A 15,846-nucleotide genomic window follows, 5' to 3' on the forward strand; every position below is an offset into this window, starting at 1 on the left:
TATTGTCGTTGGAGCCTTATGAAATACCATCTTATTCCCGTTACCGCCTTTAGCCAGAATTGCAGCCTGATTTGGTGCGAAAACACGCAGCAGGCGGCGTTGGTCGATCCCGGCGGTGAAGCGGAGAAAATCAAAGCGGAAGTCGCGCGGCAGGGGGTGACGATCACTCAGATTCTGCTGACGCACGGTCATTTGGATCACGTCGGTGCGGCGGCGGAGCTGGCGGACCATTATCAGGTGCCGATCTACGGCCCGGATAAAGAAGACGCGTTTTGGCTGGACGGTTTGCCGGCGCAGAGTCGGATGTTTGGACTGGAAGAGTGCGCGCCGCTGACGCCGACCCGCTGGCTGTTGGAAGGCGATGAGATGCAGGTGGGCGAGATGACGCTCAAGGTGCTGCACTGTCCTGGGCATACGCCGGGCCACATCGTCTTTATCAATGAGCAGGCGCGTTTGGCGCTGGTGGGCGACGTGCTGTTTAACGGCGGCGTGGGGCGCAGCGACTTCCCGCGCGGTGACCATCAGGCGCTGATTGCCTCTATTCGTACCAAACTGCTGCCGTTGGGCGACGACATGCGCTTTATTCCCGGCCATGGCCCGATGTCGACCTTCGGCCACGAGCGCCAGACCAACCCGTTCCTGCGCGAAGAGCCGGCGGTGTGGTAACGATTATTTCCCGGCAGGAAAAATCAAGGGGCGCATAGAGCGCCCCTTTTTTTATGACCTGCGTCGATGCTTTTAGAGCACGGCGACGATGGCTTCGCACAGCGGCGCCATGTTGTCCGGCGTCATGCCGGCCACGTTCACCCGGCCTGAGTTCACGGCGTAGACGCCGAACTCTTCGCGCAGACGCAGCACCTGCTCTTTGGTCAGGCCGCTGAACGAGAACATGCCGTTCTGCTGGATGATGAAGCTGAAGTCCTGCTGCGCGCCTTTCTCCTGCAGGGTGTTCACAAACAGCTGACGCATGCGGTGAATACGCTGGCGCATGTCGGTCAGTTCCTGCTCCCACATCGCGCGCAGCGCGTCGTTGCCCAGAATGGTGGCGACCACGGCCGCACCGTGTGACGGCGGGTTGGAATAGTTGGCGCGAATCGCCGCTTTCACCTGGCTGAAGGCGCGATCGGCGGTTTCGGCATCGGCAGCCACAATGGTGCAAGCGCCGACGCGCTCATTGTATAGACCGAAGTTTTTCGAGTAGGAACTGGCGACGATCAGCTCTTTATGTTTGGCGGCGAAAATACGCAGGCCCTGCGCATCCTCTTCCAGTCCATTGGCGAAGCCCTGATAAGCGAAGTCGAACAGCGGCAGCCAGCCGTTGGCGACGGAAAGTTCGGCCAGCTGCGCCCACTGCTCCGCCGTTGGATCGATACCGGTCGGGTTATGGCAACAGCCGTGGAACAGCACCACATCGCCGGCCTGCGCCTGTTTCAGGCTGTTCAGCAGGCCGTCGAAATCCAACGCGTGGTTGGCGGCGTCGTAGTAGGCGTATTCCAGCACTTCCAGGCCCACGGCGCTAAAGACGTTCTTGTGGTTCGGCCAGCTTGGGTTGCTGATCCAGATGCGTTTGGCGCTGGTCTGGTTAGCGATAAAGTCTGCCGCCACGCGCAGGCCGCCGGTGCCGCCTGGCGTCTGTGCGGTGCGCGCGCGACGATCGGCGATGATCGGGCTCTCTTTGCCGAACAACAGCGCTTGCGTGCAGCTGGCGAACGCCGGGATGCCTTCAATACCGAGATAGTTTTTGGTGGTCTCATTTTCCAGCAGATACTGCTCAGCTTTTTTTACGCTGGTCAGCACCGGGGTTTTACCGGTTTCGTCTTTATAAACGCCAATCCCTAAATTGATTTTATTCGGGCGGGCGTCGGCGCGGAAAATGTCGGTCAGGCCCAGGATCGGGTCGGCGGGTGCGGCGGTGATTTTTTCAAACATGTCAGGTGCTTCCAAATCTCGGAGTTAAGCAGACAGAAGCATCAGGGTAACGCCAGTTACCGGCTTTGCCAACCGTTTGCGACAAAAACACCGCGATCTTGCGAAGGGGGAGTGTTAGACAGAAAAAATGATGGGGAAGGGGAAATTGGCAGGATAAAAAGTTACCGGCTGACACAAATAAAAACAGGGCCGAAGCCCTGTTTTTTAACTTAGCCGACGGTGAACCGCCGTTAAGCAAGACAACTTAGAACTGGTATACCAGACCAACGGCTACGATATCATCGGTAGGAGTGCCGGTTGCTTTGGTGAACGCGTTGTCATCCAGCAGGTTGATTTTGTAATCAACGTAGGTGGACATGTTTTTGTTGAAGTAGTAAGTGGTACCAACAGAAACATATTTAACCAGATCCTGGTCAGAACCCGCGCCTGGGACGTTCAGGTTTTTACCTTTAGACTGCAGGTAAGACACTTCTGGACGCAGACCGAAGTCGAACTGGTACTGAGCAGTCACTTCGAAGTTCTGAGTTTTGCTGGCGAAGCCGCCGCATTTTTCAGAAGCAGCACAGGTGTTAGTGAAGTCACCGCCGCCGAATGGAGTCATGTTACGGGTTTCTGCGTACATGGCCGCCAGGTAAACGTTGTTGGCGTCGTATTTCGCGCCCACGGTCCATGCGTCAGCCTTGTCGCCACGCTCGTTGGAACGCAGTTTCTGATCGTCGGTACGGTTGGAAGAAGCGTATGCAGCGCCGAAGCTTACGCCTTCGCCGATGTCATAAGTAGAGGAGATACCCCAGCCGTCGCCGTTCTGTTTCTTAACGTCACGACCGTCGTTCTGGTTCTTGCCCTGGTATTGCAGAGCGAAGTTCAGGCCGTCAACCAGACCGAAGAAGTTGTTGTTACGATAGGTCGCAACGCCGTTGGTACGGCCAGTCATGAAGTTGTCGGTGTAGGTGTAGGTATCGCCACCGAACTCTGGCAGCATATCGGTCCAGCCTTCCACGTCGTACAGTACGCCGTAGTTACGGCCGTAGTCGAAGGAGCCGTAGTCAGCGAATTTCAGACCGGCAAAGCCCAGACGGGTTTTGGTGCCTTCGGTGCCCTGAGACTCGGAGTGGTTGGACTGAACGTTGTATTCCCACTGGCCGTAACCGGTCAGTTGGTCAGTAATCTGAGTTTCACCTTTGAAGCCAAAACGAACATAGGTCTGATCGCCGTCATTACCTTTGTCTTTGGAGAAGTAGTGCAGACCGTCAACTTTGCCGTACAGATCCAGCTTGTTGCCGTCTTTGTTGTAGATTTCAGCTGCGTTTGCTGCACCAGCAGCCAACAGAGCCGGGATAACCACTGCAAGAATGTTGCGCTTCATCATTATTACCCTCATTGGTGTTATTCGGACACCTTTGCCACTGCCGCCAATAATTCTTTGGGAACTATTGTTGATAGATTGGTGTCGTCCTGTGTCTGAACGCAGTGTTCCATTCACAGGCGGGTTAATCTAGGACGAAAATGATACCAATGTCCCAATCAGGTTGCAAAAAGAAAGTATGTGTAACTAAATGTAATTTTTAGGGAACTTTGTGACGTGCGTCAATATTAAAAAATGCGAAAGGCCAGCGAGGCTGGCCTTTGTTTTGTAACGAAATCGTTTAAAAAACGTTTGATCGTATAAATTAGAAGCTTGCGTTACGTGGTGTGCGCGGGAATGGAATCACATCGCGCACGTTTTGCACGCCGGTGACATAGGCGATTAAACGTTCAAAGCCCAGGCCGAAACCGGAATGCGGCACGGTGCCGTAGCGGCGCAGATCGCGATACCACCAGTAGTCTTCTTTATTCAGCCCCATCTCTTCCAGACGCTGGTCGAGCACGTCGAGGCGTTCTTCACGCTGCGAGCCGCCGATGATTTCGCCGATGCCCGGTGCCAGAACGTCCATGGCCGCGACGGTTTTGCCGTCTTCGTTCATGCGCATATAGAACGCTTTGATGTCTTTCGGGTAGTTTTTCACCACCACCGGCGCCTGGAAGTGTTTCTCAGCCAGGTAACGTTCATGTTCGGAAGAGAGATCGATACCCCAGGAAACCGGGTTTTCGAAGGTTTGGCCCGAGGCCAGCAGGATCTCGATGGCGTCGGTGTAGTCCACCTGAGCGAAATCGGAAGAGACGAAACGCTCCAGACGTGCGATAGCGTCTTTATCTACGCGTTCGGCGAAGAATTTCAGGTCATCGGCGCGTTCATCCAGCACTGCCTGGAACACATACTTCAGCATGCTTTCGGCCAGGCCGGCAACGTCGTCCAGCGTCGCGAAGGCTACTTCCGGTTCGATCATCCAGAATTCGGCCAAGTGGCGGCTGGTGTTGGAGTTTTCAGCACGGAAGGTTGGGCCGAAGGTGTAAACCTTGGACAGCGCACAGGCGTAGGTTTCGCCGTTCAGCTGGCCGGAAACGGTGAGGAAGGCTTCCTTACCGAAGAAGTCTTCGCTGAAGTCGACGGTGCCCTTGTCGGTGCGCGGCAGGTTTTCCAGATCCAGCGTGGATACGCGGAACATCTCGCCGGCGCCTTCGGTATCGGAGGCGGTGATCAGCGGGGTGGACACCCAGAAATAGCCATTTTCATGGAAGAAGCGGTGAATCGCCTGTGCCAGAGTATGACGCACGCGCGCCACGGCGCCGATCAGATTGGTGCGCGGGCGCAGGTGGGCCACTTCACGCAGGTATTCGATGCTGTGGCGTTTGGCCGCCATCGGGTAAGTGTCCGGATCGTCGACCCAGCCGACCACTTTGATCGCGGTGGCCTGCAGTTCGAAGCTCTGGCCTTCGCCCGGTGAAGCGACGACCTTGCCGGTCACTTCAACCGAGCAACCGGTGGTCAGGTGCAGCACTTCATCCTGATAATTCGGCAGAGAATTATTAACGACGGCCTGTAACGGATCAAAGCAGGAACCGTCATAGACGGCCAGGAAGGAGATACCAGCTTTTGAATCTCTCCGGGTACGTACCCAGCCGCGTACGGTGACTTCACTGTCAACCGCAGCACGACCTTGCAGTACGTCGACTACAGGCACTACGCTCATAGATTTCTCTCTTTAATAATTTGGTTTAGAAATAGCTTACAACCCAAGAATATGGGGGTAATGGCTATGTTACTTGCCGCGGTGCAGAGCACAAGCAGAAATCATCGGATTGGCGCAACATTTATCGTGGCTGGCTGAAAAGAGGGCGTTCGGGATAAAAACAAAAAAGCCGGCGCGTGAACCGGGCCGGCTTTCTTTATATATAAAGAAGGATCAGCTGGCTTTCTTCACCAGCGGCAGATCGAAGGCTTTGCGCAAGGCCCTGACAAATGCCTGATCCTGGCAGATGGTTTTGCCGGGGCTGTCGGAGAGCTTGGCCACCGGTTTGCCTTTGCACTCGACCAGTTTGATCACGATATTCAGCGGCTTGACGCCGGGAATATCGCAGGTCAGGCGCGTGCCGATGCCGAAGCTAAGGTTGATGCGTTGGTAAAAGTGGCGATAGAGCGCCAGCGCTTTTTCCAGATCCAGGTTGTCCGAGAACACCAGCGTTTTGCTCATCGGGTCGATGCCCAGTTTCTCGTAGTGGGCAATGGCCTTTTCACCCCACTCGACGGGATCGCCCGAATCGTGGCGCAGCCCCTGGTAACGCTCGGCGAACTGAGGGCCGAAGTCGCGCAGGAAGGCATCCATGGTGATGCAGTCGGTGAGCGCGATGCCAAGCTGGTCCGGGTATTCATCCAGCCAGGCTTGCAATGCGGCGCGCTGGCTGTTGGCCAGCACCGGGCTTATCTGCTGGTGCGCTTGGAACCATTCATGCGCCTGCGTGCCGACCGGCGCCAGGCCGAGCTGGTGAGCCAGATCGTAATTGCTGGTGCCCGACAGGTACGGGAATTCGGCCTGCAAGGTGCTGACGATGGCCTGTTGAACGCCCTGAGAGAAACGGCGACGGGTGCCGAAGTCCATCAGCTTGAAGCGCGAAAGGTCCAGATCGCCCGCCAGCGTCTTGAACTGCGCCAGCTTGGTCTGCAGATGTGCCACCGCCTGTTCCGGCGTCACCTGCGCAGAGCGGCGGCGGTGCACCACTTCGCTGATCACCGCCAGCAGCGGCACTTCCCACATGATCACTTCGCGCCACGGCCCGGCGATGCGGATGTGCAGTTTGCCGTCGCGGTTCTCGACGATCACCTGCTGCGGATCGTAGCGGAACGTCCGCAGCCAGTTCAGATAATCCTGACGGAAGAAGGGCAGGCCCGAGAGATAAGCGAATTCGGCGTCGGTCAGCGCCAGCCGGCTCATCAGCGCCACCTGTGCGCGGATCTCGTCGGCATATTCGCCCAGCAGTTCGTCGCCGCGGCAGCGGAATTCCGCCGCCACGCTGATCGCGGGATAGCGATGGAACACTGCTTGCTGCATATGAAGCTTATAAGCATCGGTATCAAGCAGTGATGTCAAAATCGGGGAAGCGTATTGAGTCATAGCGCGTTACAGCATCCTCGTCAGGCGCGTGTCCAAATCCGGATAATCATAAAAGTGGGGGTGGAGTATACCCGGATTATCCTGTTATTGAAGCTGCATCACACCATAAATCACCAAAGCGGGTCGAGGATTAAACGTGCCTTTATGGCGGCCTGGCGGCGACGGGGAAGAAAAAAAGCCAGATATGCCTGTAAGGTGAATGACTTAGCCTAATTAGTCATAAAAATTATAATGTTAATTATTTTAAACAGCGAATCAGATAAACCCGACCTGAGTGTGTACGCTGACCCGATCCTTGCCGTTCTTTTTGCAAAAATAGAGCGCTTCATCCGCCTGTTTGATCGCCGCCTGCAGCGCGGTGAACGCGTTGACCGGCGCAATGCCGCAGCTGGTGGTGAAACGCACTTGCCGTCCGTCGGTCAGATTTAGCGTCAGGTGATGAGTACGGGTGCGCAATTGCTCCATGATGTCCCGCGCGTTGTCCAACGAACAGTTGCCCAACAGCACCGCGAACTCTTCGCCGCCGTAGCGGCAGAAAATGTCGCTGGCGCGGAACGCGCGTTGCAGCAGGTGGCCGAATGCTACCAGCGCCTGGTCACCTACGTCGTGGCCATAGCTGTCGTTGAGCTGTTTGAAGTTGTCGATATCGATCAGGCAAAAGGCCTGTGGATAGCTGCTGTCACCCAGCAGCTGACACTCAAGGAAGAATTTACGGCGGTTATAAATATTGGTGAGCGGATCGAGGAAGGAAGAGGCTTCGAGCTCTTTAATCAGCAGTTGCTTCTCACTTTCCAGCGAGACCTTGTCCAGTTGGTATTGCCTGAGCTGCTGAATGGCGTCGCTGATGGCGATCAGTTCCCGGCTGTAGAAGGCGTCGTTGCGATCGATATTCATCTCGCCGCGCGACAGCCGAACGATATTGTTGTGAGTCTTGGTCAGCCAACGGTTGATGTTGGTGCAGAACACCAGCGCCGGCAAGATGAACAGCAACACCACCAGGCCGGCGAGCGCGATCATGCCGTAAATGGTGGTCTGGCTATCGTAAATTTTGTGACGCGAAGCGACGGTTTCCAGCTCGAAGCTGCGTTGATACAGCGCCTGCGAAAGCCCGCTCAGCTCGTCGACATAGCGCGAAATAAGCGCTGCGGGATAGGGTTTTTGGGTATTGATGGCGGTGTATAACCCATCGGTGATCTGTTTGAGACGTTCGGTCGACACCAGGGTGAGCAACTGATTGACGAGCTCGGTGGTTTGCACGTCGTCGTAGTTGATCTTCATGAAGATCAATCGGGTGCTCAGTGCGTTCAGCACGCCGGTCAACTGAATGGACTTCAGGTAGGCGTCTTTGCGATCGAGCGGGTTGACGTTGACGTCGATAATCTGATCGCTTAACTCCGTCAGTGACATATTCAGCCGGTTGTTGAGGCGAATGGCCTCGAGAAACATAAAGGAATCGGTATCCACCATCCGGGTATCGTAGGTGTAGCGGTAATAGCTCTTGCTGGTTTGCGAGATGTAATAGGCGCTGTTGATGTTGAACAGATTGGCATTGGCGTTGTTGACCTGCGAAAGCTGCAGGTTGTCGTTATCCAACAGCTGTTCCATCAGGCCGATCATCGACAGCGCGGCGATTTTTTGCCGCACCCCGAGCTGCCTGACGACCGGATCGTTCAGATGCTCGCGGATCCGGGTAATTTTCTCACGCGCCACCCGATCGGCGGCCAAACATTGCGCGCGGGTGATTTGCGGATCGATCAGGCTCAATCGTTTGAGGCGGTGAGCCTGCAGCGAAGCCTGGAAGGCCTCGGAAATTTCTTTGGCGCGATCGATCTTATACAGGTTGAGCTGGTTATCGCGGTAGTCGGTATGGGCTTCGAGCAGCTCCTCGACGATGAACAGCGAGAAGGAGGTCATCAGGCACAGGGTAAAAAAATAGATTGCGTATTTGATTTTCATAGTGCGAGTCATCCCTGGGCCTGATTTGGCAATTATACCACTATGCCGCCTGTGCCGCCTCAACTATGCCGGCGCGCCCGGACGGCGTTTTTTTAGCATTAAATGCTGATTTCTATTTAGCCATTGGTCACCCGCGCTGTCGTCTGGCGGGCGATTTATGATTTGCCTCTGATTTCTCTCTCGTGGTCGCCCGGCGGCTCTGGGCTTTTCGGCCAGCTGTGATACAGTTTATTCACAATCAGGTCCGCCGTGCGCCGCAGGTGAACACACCGGCTGCGGCGCGGAGGAGAAGAGCGGCCTGCACCTATAACTCACTGAGACGTTTAAGGGTTTTTATGACACAACAGCCACAGGCAAAATATCGCCACGATTATCGCGCCCCTGATTACACCACGACCGATATCGATTTGGACTTCAGTCTGGACGCGGAAACCACGCGCGTGACCGCCGTCAGTAAAATCAAACGTCAGGGCGCGGCCGGCGCCCCGCTGGTGCTGGATGGCGAAGATCTGACGCTGGTGAGCATTCAGGTCGACGGTCAACCGTGGAGCGCCTATCGTCAGCAGGATAACCAGCTGATTATCGAAGAGTTGCCGGCACAATTCACTCTTACCATCGTCAACGATATTCACCCGGCGAAAAACACCGCCCTGGAAGGGCTGTACCTGTCCGGCGATGCGCTGTGCACGCAATGCGAAGCCGAAGGCTTCCACCACATTACCTATTATCAGGATCGCCCGGATGTGCTGGCGCGCTTTACTACCCGCATAGTGGCCGACAAGGCGCGCTATCCGTTCCTGCTGTCGAACGGCAACCGCATCGGCCAGGGCGAATTGGCCGATGGCCGCCATTGGGTGCAATGGCAGGATCCGTTCCCGAAACCTTGCTACCTGTTCGCGCTGGTGGCGGGGGACTTCGACGTGCTGCGCGACAGCTTCACCACCCGCTCCGGCCGTAAGGTCGCGTTGGAGCTGTTCGTCGATCGCGGCAACCTGGATCGCGCCGACTGGGCGATGACTTCGCTGAAGAACTCGATGAAGTGGGATGAGACCCGCTTCGGCCTGGAATACGATCTCGACATTTATATGATTGTGGCGGTCGATTTCTTCAATATGGGCGCGATGGAGAACAAAGGGTTAAATATCTTTAACTCCAAATATGTGCTGGCGAAGGCAGAAACCGCCACCGACAAGGACTACCTGAACATCGAAGCGGTGATCGGCCACGAATACTTCCACAACTGGACCGGTAACCGCGTGACCTGCCGCGACTGGTTCCAGCTCAGCCTCAAAGAGGGGCTGACGGTGTTCCGCGATCAGGAGTTCAGTTCCGATCTGGGATCGCGCTCGGTCAACCGCATCGATAACGTGCGCGTGATGCGCGGCGCGCAGTTCGCCGAAGACGCCAGCCCGATGGCGCACGCCATCCGCCCGGACAAAGTGATCGAGATGAACAACTTCTACACCCTGACGGTGTATGAAAAGGGTTCCGAAGTGATCCGCATGATGCACACCTTGCTGGGGGAAGCGAACTTCCAGAAAGGGATGCAGCTCTATTTCGAACGCCACGACGGCAGCGCCGCCACCTGCGACGATTTCGTGCAGGCGATGGAGGATGCGTCCAACGTCGATCTGTCGCGCTTCCGCCGTTGGTACAGCCAGTCCGGCACGCCGCTGTTGACGGTGCGCGACGAATACGACGCGGAAACCCAGCAGTATCGCCTGTATGTCAGCCAGAAAACCGCGCCAACCGCCGATCAGCCGGAGAAGTTGCCGCTGCATATCCCGCTGGATATCGAACTGTACGACAGCGAAGGCAACGTCATTCCATTGCAAAAGGGCGGTCTGCCGGTCAACAACGTGCTGAACGTCACCGAAGCGGAGCAGACCTTCGTGTTCGACGGCGTGGCGCACAAGCCGGTGCCGTCGCTGCTGCGCGAATTCTCCGCGCCGGTGAAGCTGGACTATCCGTACAGCGACCAGCAGCTGACCTTCCTGATGCAGCACGCGCGCAATGAATTTGCGCGCTGGGATGCGGCGCAGAGCCTGCTGGCGACCTATATCAAGCTGAACGTGGCGCGGCACCAGCAGAAGCAGCCGTTGTCGCTGCCGCTGCACGTGGCCGATGCGTTCCGCGCGGTGCTGCTGGACGAAAAACTGGATCCGGCGCTGGCGGCGCAGATCCTGACGCTGCCGTCGGAGAACGAAATCGCCGAGCTGTTCGCCACCATCGATCCGGAAGCGATCGCTGCGGTGCACGAAGCGATAGTACGCTGCCTGGCGCGTGAGTTGGCCGATGAGTGGTTGGCGGTGTATCACGCCAACAAGACCGACGGCTACCGCGTGGAGCACGCCGAGATCGCCAAGCGCGCCTTGCGCAATGTTTGCCTGGGCTACCTGGCGTTCGGCGAAGATGTGGCGCTTGCGGATCAGCTGGTGAGCGAACAGTATCGCCAGGCGGATAACATGACCGATTCGTTGGCGGCGCTGTCCGCCGCGGTCGCGGCCCAGCTGCCGTGCCGCGATGCGCTGCTGGCGGCGTTCGACGAGCGCTGGCATCAGGATGGCCTGGTGATGGACAAATGGTTCGTGCTGCAGGGCAGCAGCCCGGCGGCAGACGTGCTGAGCAAGGTGCGTGCGCTGTTGCAACACCGCTCGTTCAGCCTGAGCAACCCGAACCGCACCCGCTCGTTGATCGGCGGCTTCGCTTCCGGTAACCCGGCGGCGTTCCATGCGGCGGATGGCAGCGGCTATCAGTTCCTGGCGGAGATCCTCAGCGATCTCAACCAGCGTAACCCGCAGATCGCCGCGCGCCTGATTGAACCGCTGATTCGCCTGAAGCGTTACGACGCGGGCCGCCAGGCGCTGATGCGCAAGGCGCTGGAACAGTTGAAAGGGTTGGAAAACCTGTCCGGCGATCTGTACGAGAAGATCAGCAAGGCGCTCGACGCCTGATTTTTTCACGCTGAATAGATCAAGGGACGGCTTTTGCCGTCCCTTTTTTTATACGTTCAATTCGCCGCCTGGCGCGGGCTGGCCCCGGTAACCGGCGGCGATAATACCCGTTCCAGCACTTCGGCTTCCAGTTCCGCCAGCCGGGCCGAGCCTTTGCGGCGCGGCCGCGGCAGATCGAGGGAGAGATCCAGCCCGATACGCCCCTCTTCAATCAGGATCACCCGATCCGCCAGCGCGATGGCTTCGCTGACGTCGTGCGTGACCAACAGCACGGTAAAACCGTGCTGTTGCCACAGCGTTTCTATCAGCCCCTGCATCTCGATGCGCGTCAGGGCATCCAGCGCCCCGAGCGGTTCGTCCAGCAACAGCAGGCGAGGGCGGTGGATCAGCGCGCGCGCCAGGGCGACCCGTTGCTTTTGCCCGCCGGACAGCGCCGCCGGCCAGTCGCGGGCGCGATCCGCCAAGCCGACCGCGTCCAGCGCCTGCAGCGCCGCATCGCGCCACTGGCCGCGCAGCCCCAGCCCCACGTTGTCGATCACTGTTTTCCACGGCAGCAGGCGCGCATCCTGAAACATCAGCCGGGTATCCTCTTTAACGGCGGCAAGCGGCGCGTTGCCGCTGAGCAGCACGCCGTTGCTGGCCTGTTCCAGGCCGGCCAGCAGGCGCAGCAGGGTGCTTTTGCCGCAGCCGCTGCGACCGACTACCGCCACGAACTGCCCGGCGGAGATGTGCAGCTGAATATTGTCCAGCACCGTGCGGTTGCCGTAACCTTTGCCGATGGACTCCAGCGTCACCGGCGTGCCTTGCGCAAGGCGAGCGGGAAGGGTCATAGTGCTTCTCCCTGTTTCAGTTGATAGGCCGGATGCCAGCGCAACCAGACGCGCTCCAGCAGCTGCGCGCCCACGTCCGCCAGCTTGCCGAGCAGGGCGTACAGCACGATGGCCACCACTACCACATCGGTTTGCAGAAATTCACGCGCGTTCATCGCCAGATAGCCGATGCCCGAATTGGCCGAGATGGTTTCGGCGACGATCAGCGTCAGCCACATGAAGCCGAGAGCGAAACGCACGCCGACCATAATCGACGGCAGCGCGCCCGGCAGCACCACCTGTGTAAACAGGCGGAAACCGCTCAGGCCGTAGCTGCGGGCCATCTCCAACAGGCCGCGATCGATGTTTTTGATGCCGTGGTAGGTATTGAGATAAATCGGGAACAGCGTACCGAGCGCCACCAGAAAGATCTTGGCGGATTCATCGATGCCGAACCACAGGATCACCAACGGGATCAGCGCCAGGTGCGGCACGTTGCGGATCATTTGCACCGAGCTGTCCAGCAGGCGTTCGCCCCAGCGCGACAGCCCGGTAATAAAGCCGAGGGTAAGCCCGATGCTGCCGCCGATGGCAAAGCCGATCAACGCGCGCTGGCTGCTGATGCTCAGATGCTGCCACAGTTCGCCGCTTTGGCTCAGGCTCCAGAAGGCGGCCAGCACTGCGCTCGGCGCCGGTAAAATGCGGTTGGACAGCCAGCCGGTTTCGACAGCGATCTGCCAGAGGATCACCAGCGCCAGCGGCAGCGCCCAGGGGGCCAGCCGATACAGGATGCGTTGCGCGTTCTTTGCCATCGGGGCGCTCCTCAGCTCTGCGACACTTTTTGCGGAACATAGATGTTGGCCACCACTTCGCCCTGCGGGCGCACCGGCTGAAGGCGCACGGGCGTTTCCTCCTGCGCCAGATCGAGGTGCGGGAACAGCAGTTCGCCGACGCGGTAGGCCTCTTCCAGATGCGGATAGCCGGAGAGAATAAAGGTGTCGATGCCCAGATCGGCATATTCCTGCATGCGCGCCGCGACCGTCGGGCCGTCGCCCACCAGCGCGGTGCCGGCGCCGCCGCGCACCAGGCCGATGCCGGCCCACAGGTTCGGGCTGATCTCCAGGTTATCCTTTTTGCCGCCGTGCAGCGCCGCCATGCGCCGTTGGCCGACGGAGTCGAAACGCGCAAAGGCCTGCTGCGCGTTAGCGATGGTTTCCTCATCGAGGTGCGCGATCAGCCGGTCGGCGGCGCGCCAGGCCTCTTCGGTGGTTTCCCGCACGATGACATGCAGGCGGATACCGAAGCGTACCTGGCGGCCTTTCGCCGCTGCTTTGGCGCGCACCTCTTCGATCTTCTCTTTAACCTGCGCCGGCGGCTCTCCCCAGGTGAGATACAGTTCTACCTGTTCGGCGGCCAGATCTTGCGCGGCGGCGGAGGATCCGCCGAAATAGAGCGGCGGGCGCGGCTGCTGCACCGGCGGGTACAGCAGTTTGGCGCCTTTCACCTGAATATGCTTGCCGTCGAAATCGACGGTTTCGCCTTCCAGCACCCGGCGCCAGATGTGGGTGAACTCGGTTGAGGCTTCGTAGCGTTCTTCATGGCTAAGGTGCAGCCCCTCGGCCGCCAGCTCTTCCGGATCGCCGCCGGTGACCAGATTGAACAGCGCGCGCCCGTTGGACAGGCGATCCAGCGTCGCCGCCTGGCGCGCCGCCAGCGTAGGGGAGATGATGCCCGGCCGCAGCGCGACCAAAAACTTCAGCCGCTGGGTGACCGGGATCAGCGAGGCGGCCACCAGCCAGGAGTCTTCGCACGAACGGCCGGTGGGGATCAACACCCCGCCGAATCCCAGCCGGTCCGCCGCCTGGGCGATTTGCTGCAAATAACCGTGATCGACGCTGCGCGCTCCCTGTGCGCTGCCAAGATAATGGCCGTCGCCGTGGGTGGGTAAAAACCAGAAAACGTTCAGGCTCATCGTCAATGTTCTCCCATTGTTTATTGCGCGCTTGGGCGCCAGATGCGTTGCGAGATGTCGACCTTCACCGGCACTAACCGGTTGGCGTAAAACAGGTCGGCGGTTTGCTGCTGCGCGGCGATCGTCTGCGCATCGAGCGGCGTGATGGCGGTCGGCGGGCGGTGATCCAGATAGCTGGCGATCACCGGTTCCGGCAGCCCCATGGCGTTGGCCAGCAGGGTCACGCTTTGTGCCCGGTCGCTGCGGGTGAGCGCATCGGCCTGGGTCAGCACCGTCAAGACCTGGCTGATAAAGGCGCCGTTGGCTTCGACATAGGGGCGCGCCGCCAGATAGAAGGAACCGGTCTGGTTCAGATCGGTGCCGTCGCCGAGCACTCGCACGCCGCCCTGCAGCAGCGCGGCGGAATAGTAAGGATCCCAGATGGCCCAGGCGTCGACGTTGCCCTGTTGGAAGGCGGCGCGCGCATCGGCGGGCGTCAGATAGGCGGGCTGGATATCGGTGAACTGCAGGCCGGCCTTTTGCAGCGATCGCAGCAGCAGGTTGTGCGAGCTGGAGCCTTTTTGGAAGGCGACCTTATGGCCTTTCAGATCGGCGACGGTTTTGATCGGGCTGTTTTCCGGCACCAGGATCACTTCCGCCTTCGGTTTGGGCGGCTCAACGCCGACATACAGCAGGTCAGCGCCGGCGGCCTGCGCGAAGATCGGTGGAATATCGCCGGTGCTGCCCAGATCGATGCTGCCGACGTTCAAGGCCTCCAGCATCTGCGGGCCGGCGGGAAACTCGATCCAGCTGATGCGGGTGGCGGGGAAACGCTCCTCGAGCAGCCGGTGGCTCTTCGCCAGCACCAGGCTGACCGATCCTTTTTGGTAGCCGATGCGGAACTGCGCCGGATCCTGCGCAGCGGCGGCATTGGCCCAGACCAGCGACAGCAGGCCGGTGAGGGTAGCGGCGCTCAGCCAGCGCCGTAAAGCGATGCGTTTTTTCATTCAGGCTCTCCTTTTCCAGGCGTTTCAGGCGATCTGACGCGCCGTCAGCGGTGTGGTGACGCGCAGCGCGGGCGGTTTGCGGCGGCCAAGCGCCAGATAGAAACTATCCAACGCCTCTTCCAGCCGGGCGGCGACGGTGTCGGTGAGCGTGGCGCCTTCGCCGGTCAGTTGGACCTGGCTGTCGTCGGCGAACACGCCGTGCAGCACTTCCTGCGCTTTCAGCGCCGCCAGCACCGGTTTCAGCGCATAGTCCACCGCCAACATGTGACCGACCGAACCGCCTGTCGCCAGCGGCAGCACCACCTTATGATCCAGAGCGCGTTCCGGCAGCAGATCCAGTAAGGTCTTCAGCGCGCCGGAGAACGACGCTTTATAAACCGGCGTGGAAATCAGCAGGCCGTCGGCCTGCGCCAGCTGGTCGGCAAACGCCTTGATCGCCGGGCTGTTGAAGTTGGCGTACAGCAGGTCTTCGGCATCGAAGTCGTGCAGGGTATAAGCCGTCACTTCCACCCCTTGCTGCCGCAGCCAGTTCTGACTCAGCGCGAGCAGCGCTGCGGAACGTGATGGGATGCGTGGGCTGCCGGCCAGTGATATAACGCGCATTGCCACTCCTTATAACTAAAAGTTAGGGTTAATTAGAAAATCAATAGGAAGTGTTTTAAACCTACCAGCAATCGGGCGCGTTTTTTAAATCTCATTTTTTGATTTCGATATGCGTAAAAGCGGATTGGCGCCGATTTGGCGGCGAAG

Annotated in this window: 12 protein-coding genes; 2 read left to right on the forward strand and 10 right to left on the reverse strand. The window is 58.8% G+C overall.

Annotated elements, in window-relative coordinates:
* The first annotated feature begins 18 nt into the window (after positions 1-18).
* Positions 19-666, forward strand: a complete 648-nt coding sequence (locus ACJ8HT_RS10560; RefSeq protein ID WP_049195843.1) for an MBL fold metallo-hydrolase — start codon at positions 19-21, stop codon at positions 664-666.
* A gap of 72 nt (positions 667-738) precedes the next feature.
* Here the strand turns inward: ACJ8HT_RS10560 and ACJ8HT_RS10565 are convergent, their stop codons facing one another.
* The 5 genes from ACJ8HT_RS10565 to ACJ8HT_RS10585 form a co-directional block, all read right to left on the reverse strand.
* Positions 739-1,929 carry an amino acid aminotransferase gene (locus tag ACJ8HT_RS10565; protein ID WP_060421780.1) on the reverse strand — a complete coding sequence of 397 codons (1,191 nt, stop codon included), beginning with the start codon at positions 1,927-1,929 and terminating at the stop codon, positions 739-741.
* 244 nt (positions 1,930-2,173) lie between these two features.
* A complete protein-coding gene (gene ompC, locus ACJ8HT_RS10570; RefSeq protein WP_342142860.1) occupies positions 2,174-3,298 on the reverse strand; it encodes a porin OmpC in 1,125 nt (374 codons plus the stop codon).
* 301 nt (positions 3,299-3,599) lie between these two features.
* A complete protein-coding gene (gene asnS, locus ACJ8HT_RS10575) occupies positions 3,600-5,000 on the reverse strand; it encodes an asparagine--tRNA ligase (RefSeq protein WP_033642576.1) in 1,401 nt (466 codons plus the stop codon).
* A 213-nt stretch (positions 5,001-5,213) separates the two neighbouring features.
* Positions 5,214-6,419, reverse strand: coding sequence for a nicotinate phosphoribosyltransferase (gene pncB / locus ACJ8HT_RS10580; RefSeq protein ID WP_126179014.1), 1,206 nt, complete (start codon positions 6,417-6,419; stop codon positions 5,214-5,216).
* A 255-nt stretch (positions 6,420-6,674) separates the two neighbouring features.
* A complete protein-coding gene (locus ACJ8HT_RS10585; RefSeq protein ID WP_197652044.1) occupies positions 6,675-8,375 on the reverse strand; it encodes a diguanylate cyclase in 1,701 nt (566 codons plus the stop codon).
* A 335-nt stretch (positions 8,376-8,710) separates the two neighbouring features.
* Between ACJ8HT_RS10585 and pepN the strand changes: the two genes are divergently transcribed.
* Positions 8,711-11,329, forward strand: a complete 2,619-nt coding sequence (pepN, locus tag ACJ8HT_RS10590; protein WP_197652043.1) for an aminopeptidase N — start codon at positions 8,711-8,713, stop codon at positions 11,327-11,329.
* Positions 11,330-11,385: 56 nt separating this feature from the next.
* Here pepN and ssuB read toward each other — a convergent pair whose 3' ends face one another.
* From ssuB to ssuE, 5 genes are read right to left on the reverse strand one after another with little or no spacing between them, the layout of a single operon-like run.
* On the reverse strand, positions 11,386-12,159 hold the full coding sequence (gene ssuB / locus ACJ8HT_RS10595) for an aliphatic sulfonates ABC transporter ATP-binding protein (RefSeq protein ID WP_159317868.1): 774 nt from the start codon (positions 12,157-12,159) through the stop codon (positions 11,386-11,388).
* On the reverse strand, positions 12,156-12,950 hold the full coding sequence (gene ssuC, locus ACJ8HT_RS10600) for an aliphatic sulfonate ABC transporter permease SsuC (RefSeq protein WP_060440270.1): 795 nt from the start codon (positions 12,948-12,950) through the stop codon (positions 12,156-12,158). The genes ssuB and ssuC overlap by 4 nt, the downstream gene beginning before the upstream one ends.
* A gap of 11 nt (positions 12,951-12,961) precedes the next feature.
* Positions 12,962-14,110: an FMNH2-dependent alkanesulfonate monooxygenase gene (gene ssuD, locus ACJ8HT_RS10605; RefSeq protein WP_197652042.1), complete on the reverse strand. Its 1,149-nt coding sequence runs from the start codon at positions 14,108-14,110 to the stop codon at positions 12,962-12,964.
* A 20-nt stretch (positions 14,111-14,130) separates the two neighbouring features.
* On the reverse strand, positions 14,131-15,096 hold the full coding sequence (locus ACJ8HT_RS10610) for a sulfonate ABC transporter substrate-binding protein (protein WP_126178717.1): 966 nt from the start codon (positions 15,094-15,096) through the stop codon (positions 14,131-14,133).
* A gap of 24 nt (positions 15,097-15,120) precedes the next feature.
* Positions 15,121-15,699: an NADPH-dependent FMN reductase gene (gene ssuE / locus ACJ8HT_RS10615; protein WP_197652041.1), complete on the reverse strand. Its 579-nt coding sequence runs from the start codon at positions 15,697-15,699 to the stop codon at positions 15,121-15,123.
* Positions 15,700-15,846 lie beyond the last annotated feature (147 nt).

It is taken from the genome of Serratia sp. CY44782 (assembly GCF_052168715.1).
GTDB classification, from domain to species: domain Bacteria; phylum Pseudomonadota; class Gammaproteobacteria; order Enterobacterales; family Enterobacteriaceae; genus Serratia; species Serratia nevei.

Excerpts from the sequence above, each read along its gene's own strand:
- ACJ8HT_RS10565 (WP_060421780.1), bottom strand. The coding sequence starts at position 1,929 with ATGTTTGAAAAAATCACCGCCGCACCCGCCGACCCGATCCTGGGCCTG.
- pncB (WP_126179014.1), bottom strand. The coding sequence starts at position 6,419 with ATGACTCAATACGCTTCCCCGATTTTGACATCACTGCTTGATACCGAT.
- ssuB (WP_159317868.1), bottom strand. The coding sequence starts at position 12,159 with ATGACCCTTCCCGCTCGCCTTGCGCAAGGCACGCCGGTGACGCTGGAG.
- ACJ8HT_RS10585 (WP_197652044.1), bottom strand. The coding sequence starts at position 8,375 with ATGAAAATCAAATACGCAATCTATTTTTTTACCCTGTGCCTGATGACC.
- ompC (WP_342142860.1), bottom strand. The coding sequence starts at position 3,298 with ATGATGAAGCGCAACATTCTTGCAGTGGTTATCCCGGCTCTGTTGGCT.
- ACJ8HT_RS10560 (WP_049195843.1), top strand. The coding sequence starts at position 19 with ATGAAATACCATCTTATTCCCGTTACCGCCTTTAGCCAGAATTGCAGC.
- pepN (WP_197652043.1), top strand. The coding sequence starts at position 8,711 with ATGACACAACAGCCACAGGCAAAATATCGCCACGATTATCGCGCCCCT.
- ssuD (WP_197652042.1), bottom strand. The coding sequence starts at position 14,110 with ATGAGCCTGAACGTTTTCTGGTTTTTACCCACCCACGGCGACGGCCAT.
- ssuE (WP_197652041.1), bottom strand. The coding sequence starts at position 15,699 with ATGCGCGTTATATCACTGGCCGGCAGCCCACGCATCCCATCACGTTCC.
- ssuC (WP_060440270.1), bottom strand. The coding sequence starts at position 12,950 with ATGGCAAAGAACGCGCAACGCATCCTGTATCGGCTGGCCCCCTGGGCG.
- asnS (WP_033642576.1), bottom strand. The coding sequence starts at position 5,000 with ATGAGCGTAGTGCCTGTAGTCGACGTACTGCAAGGTCGTGCTGCGGTT.
- ACJ8HT_RS10610 (WP_126178717.1), bottom strand. The coding sequence starts at position 15,096 with ATGAAAAAACGCATCGCTTTACGGCGCTGGCTGAGCGCCGCTACCCTC.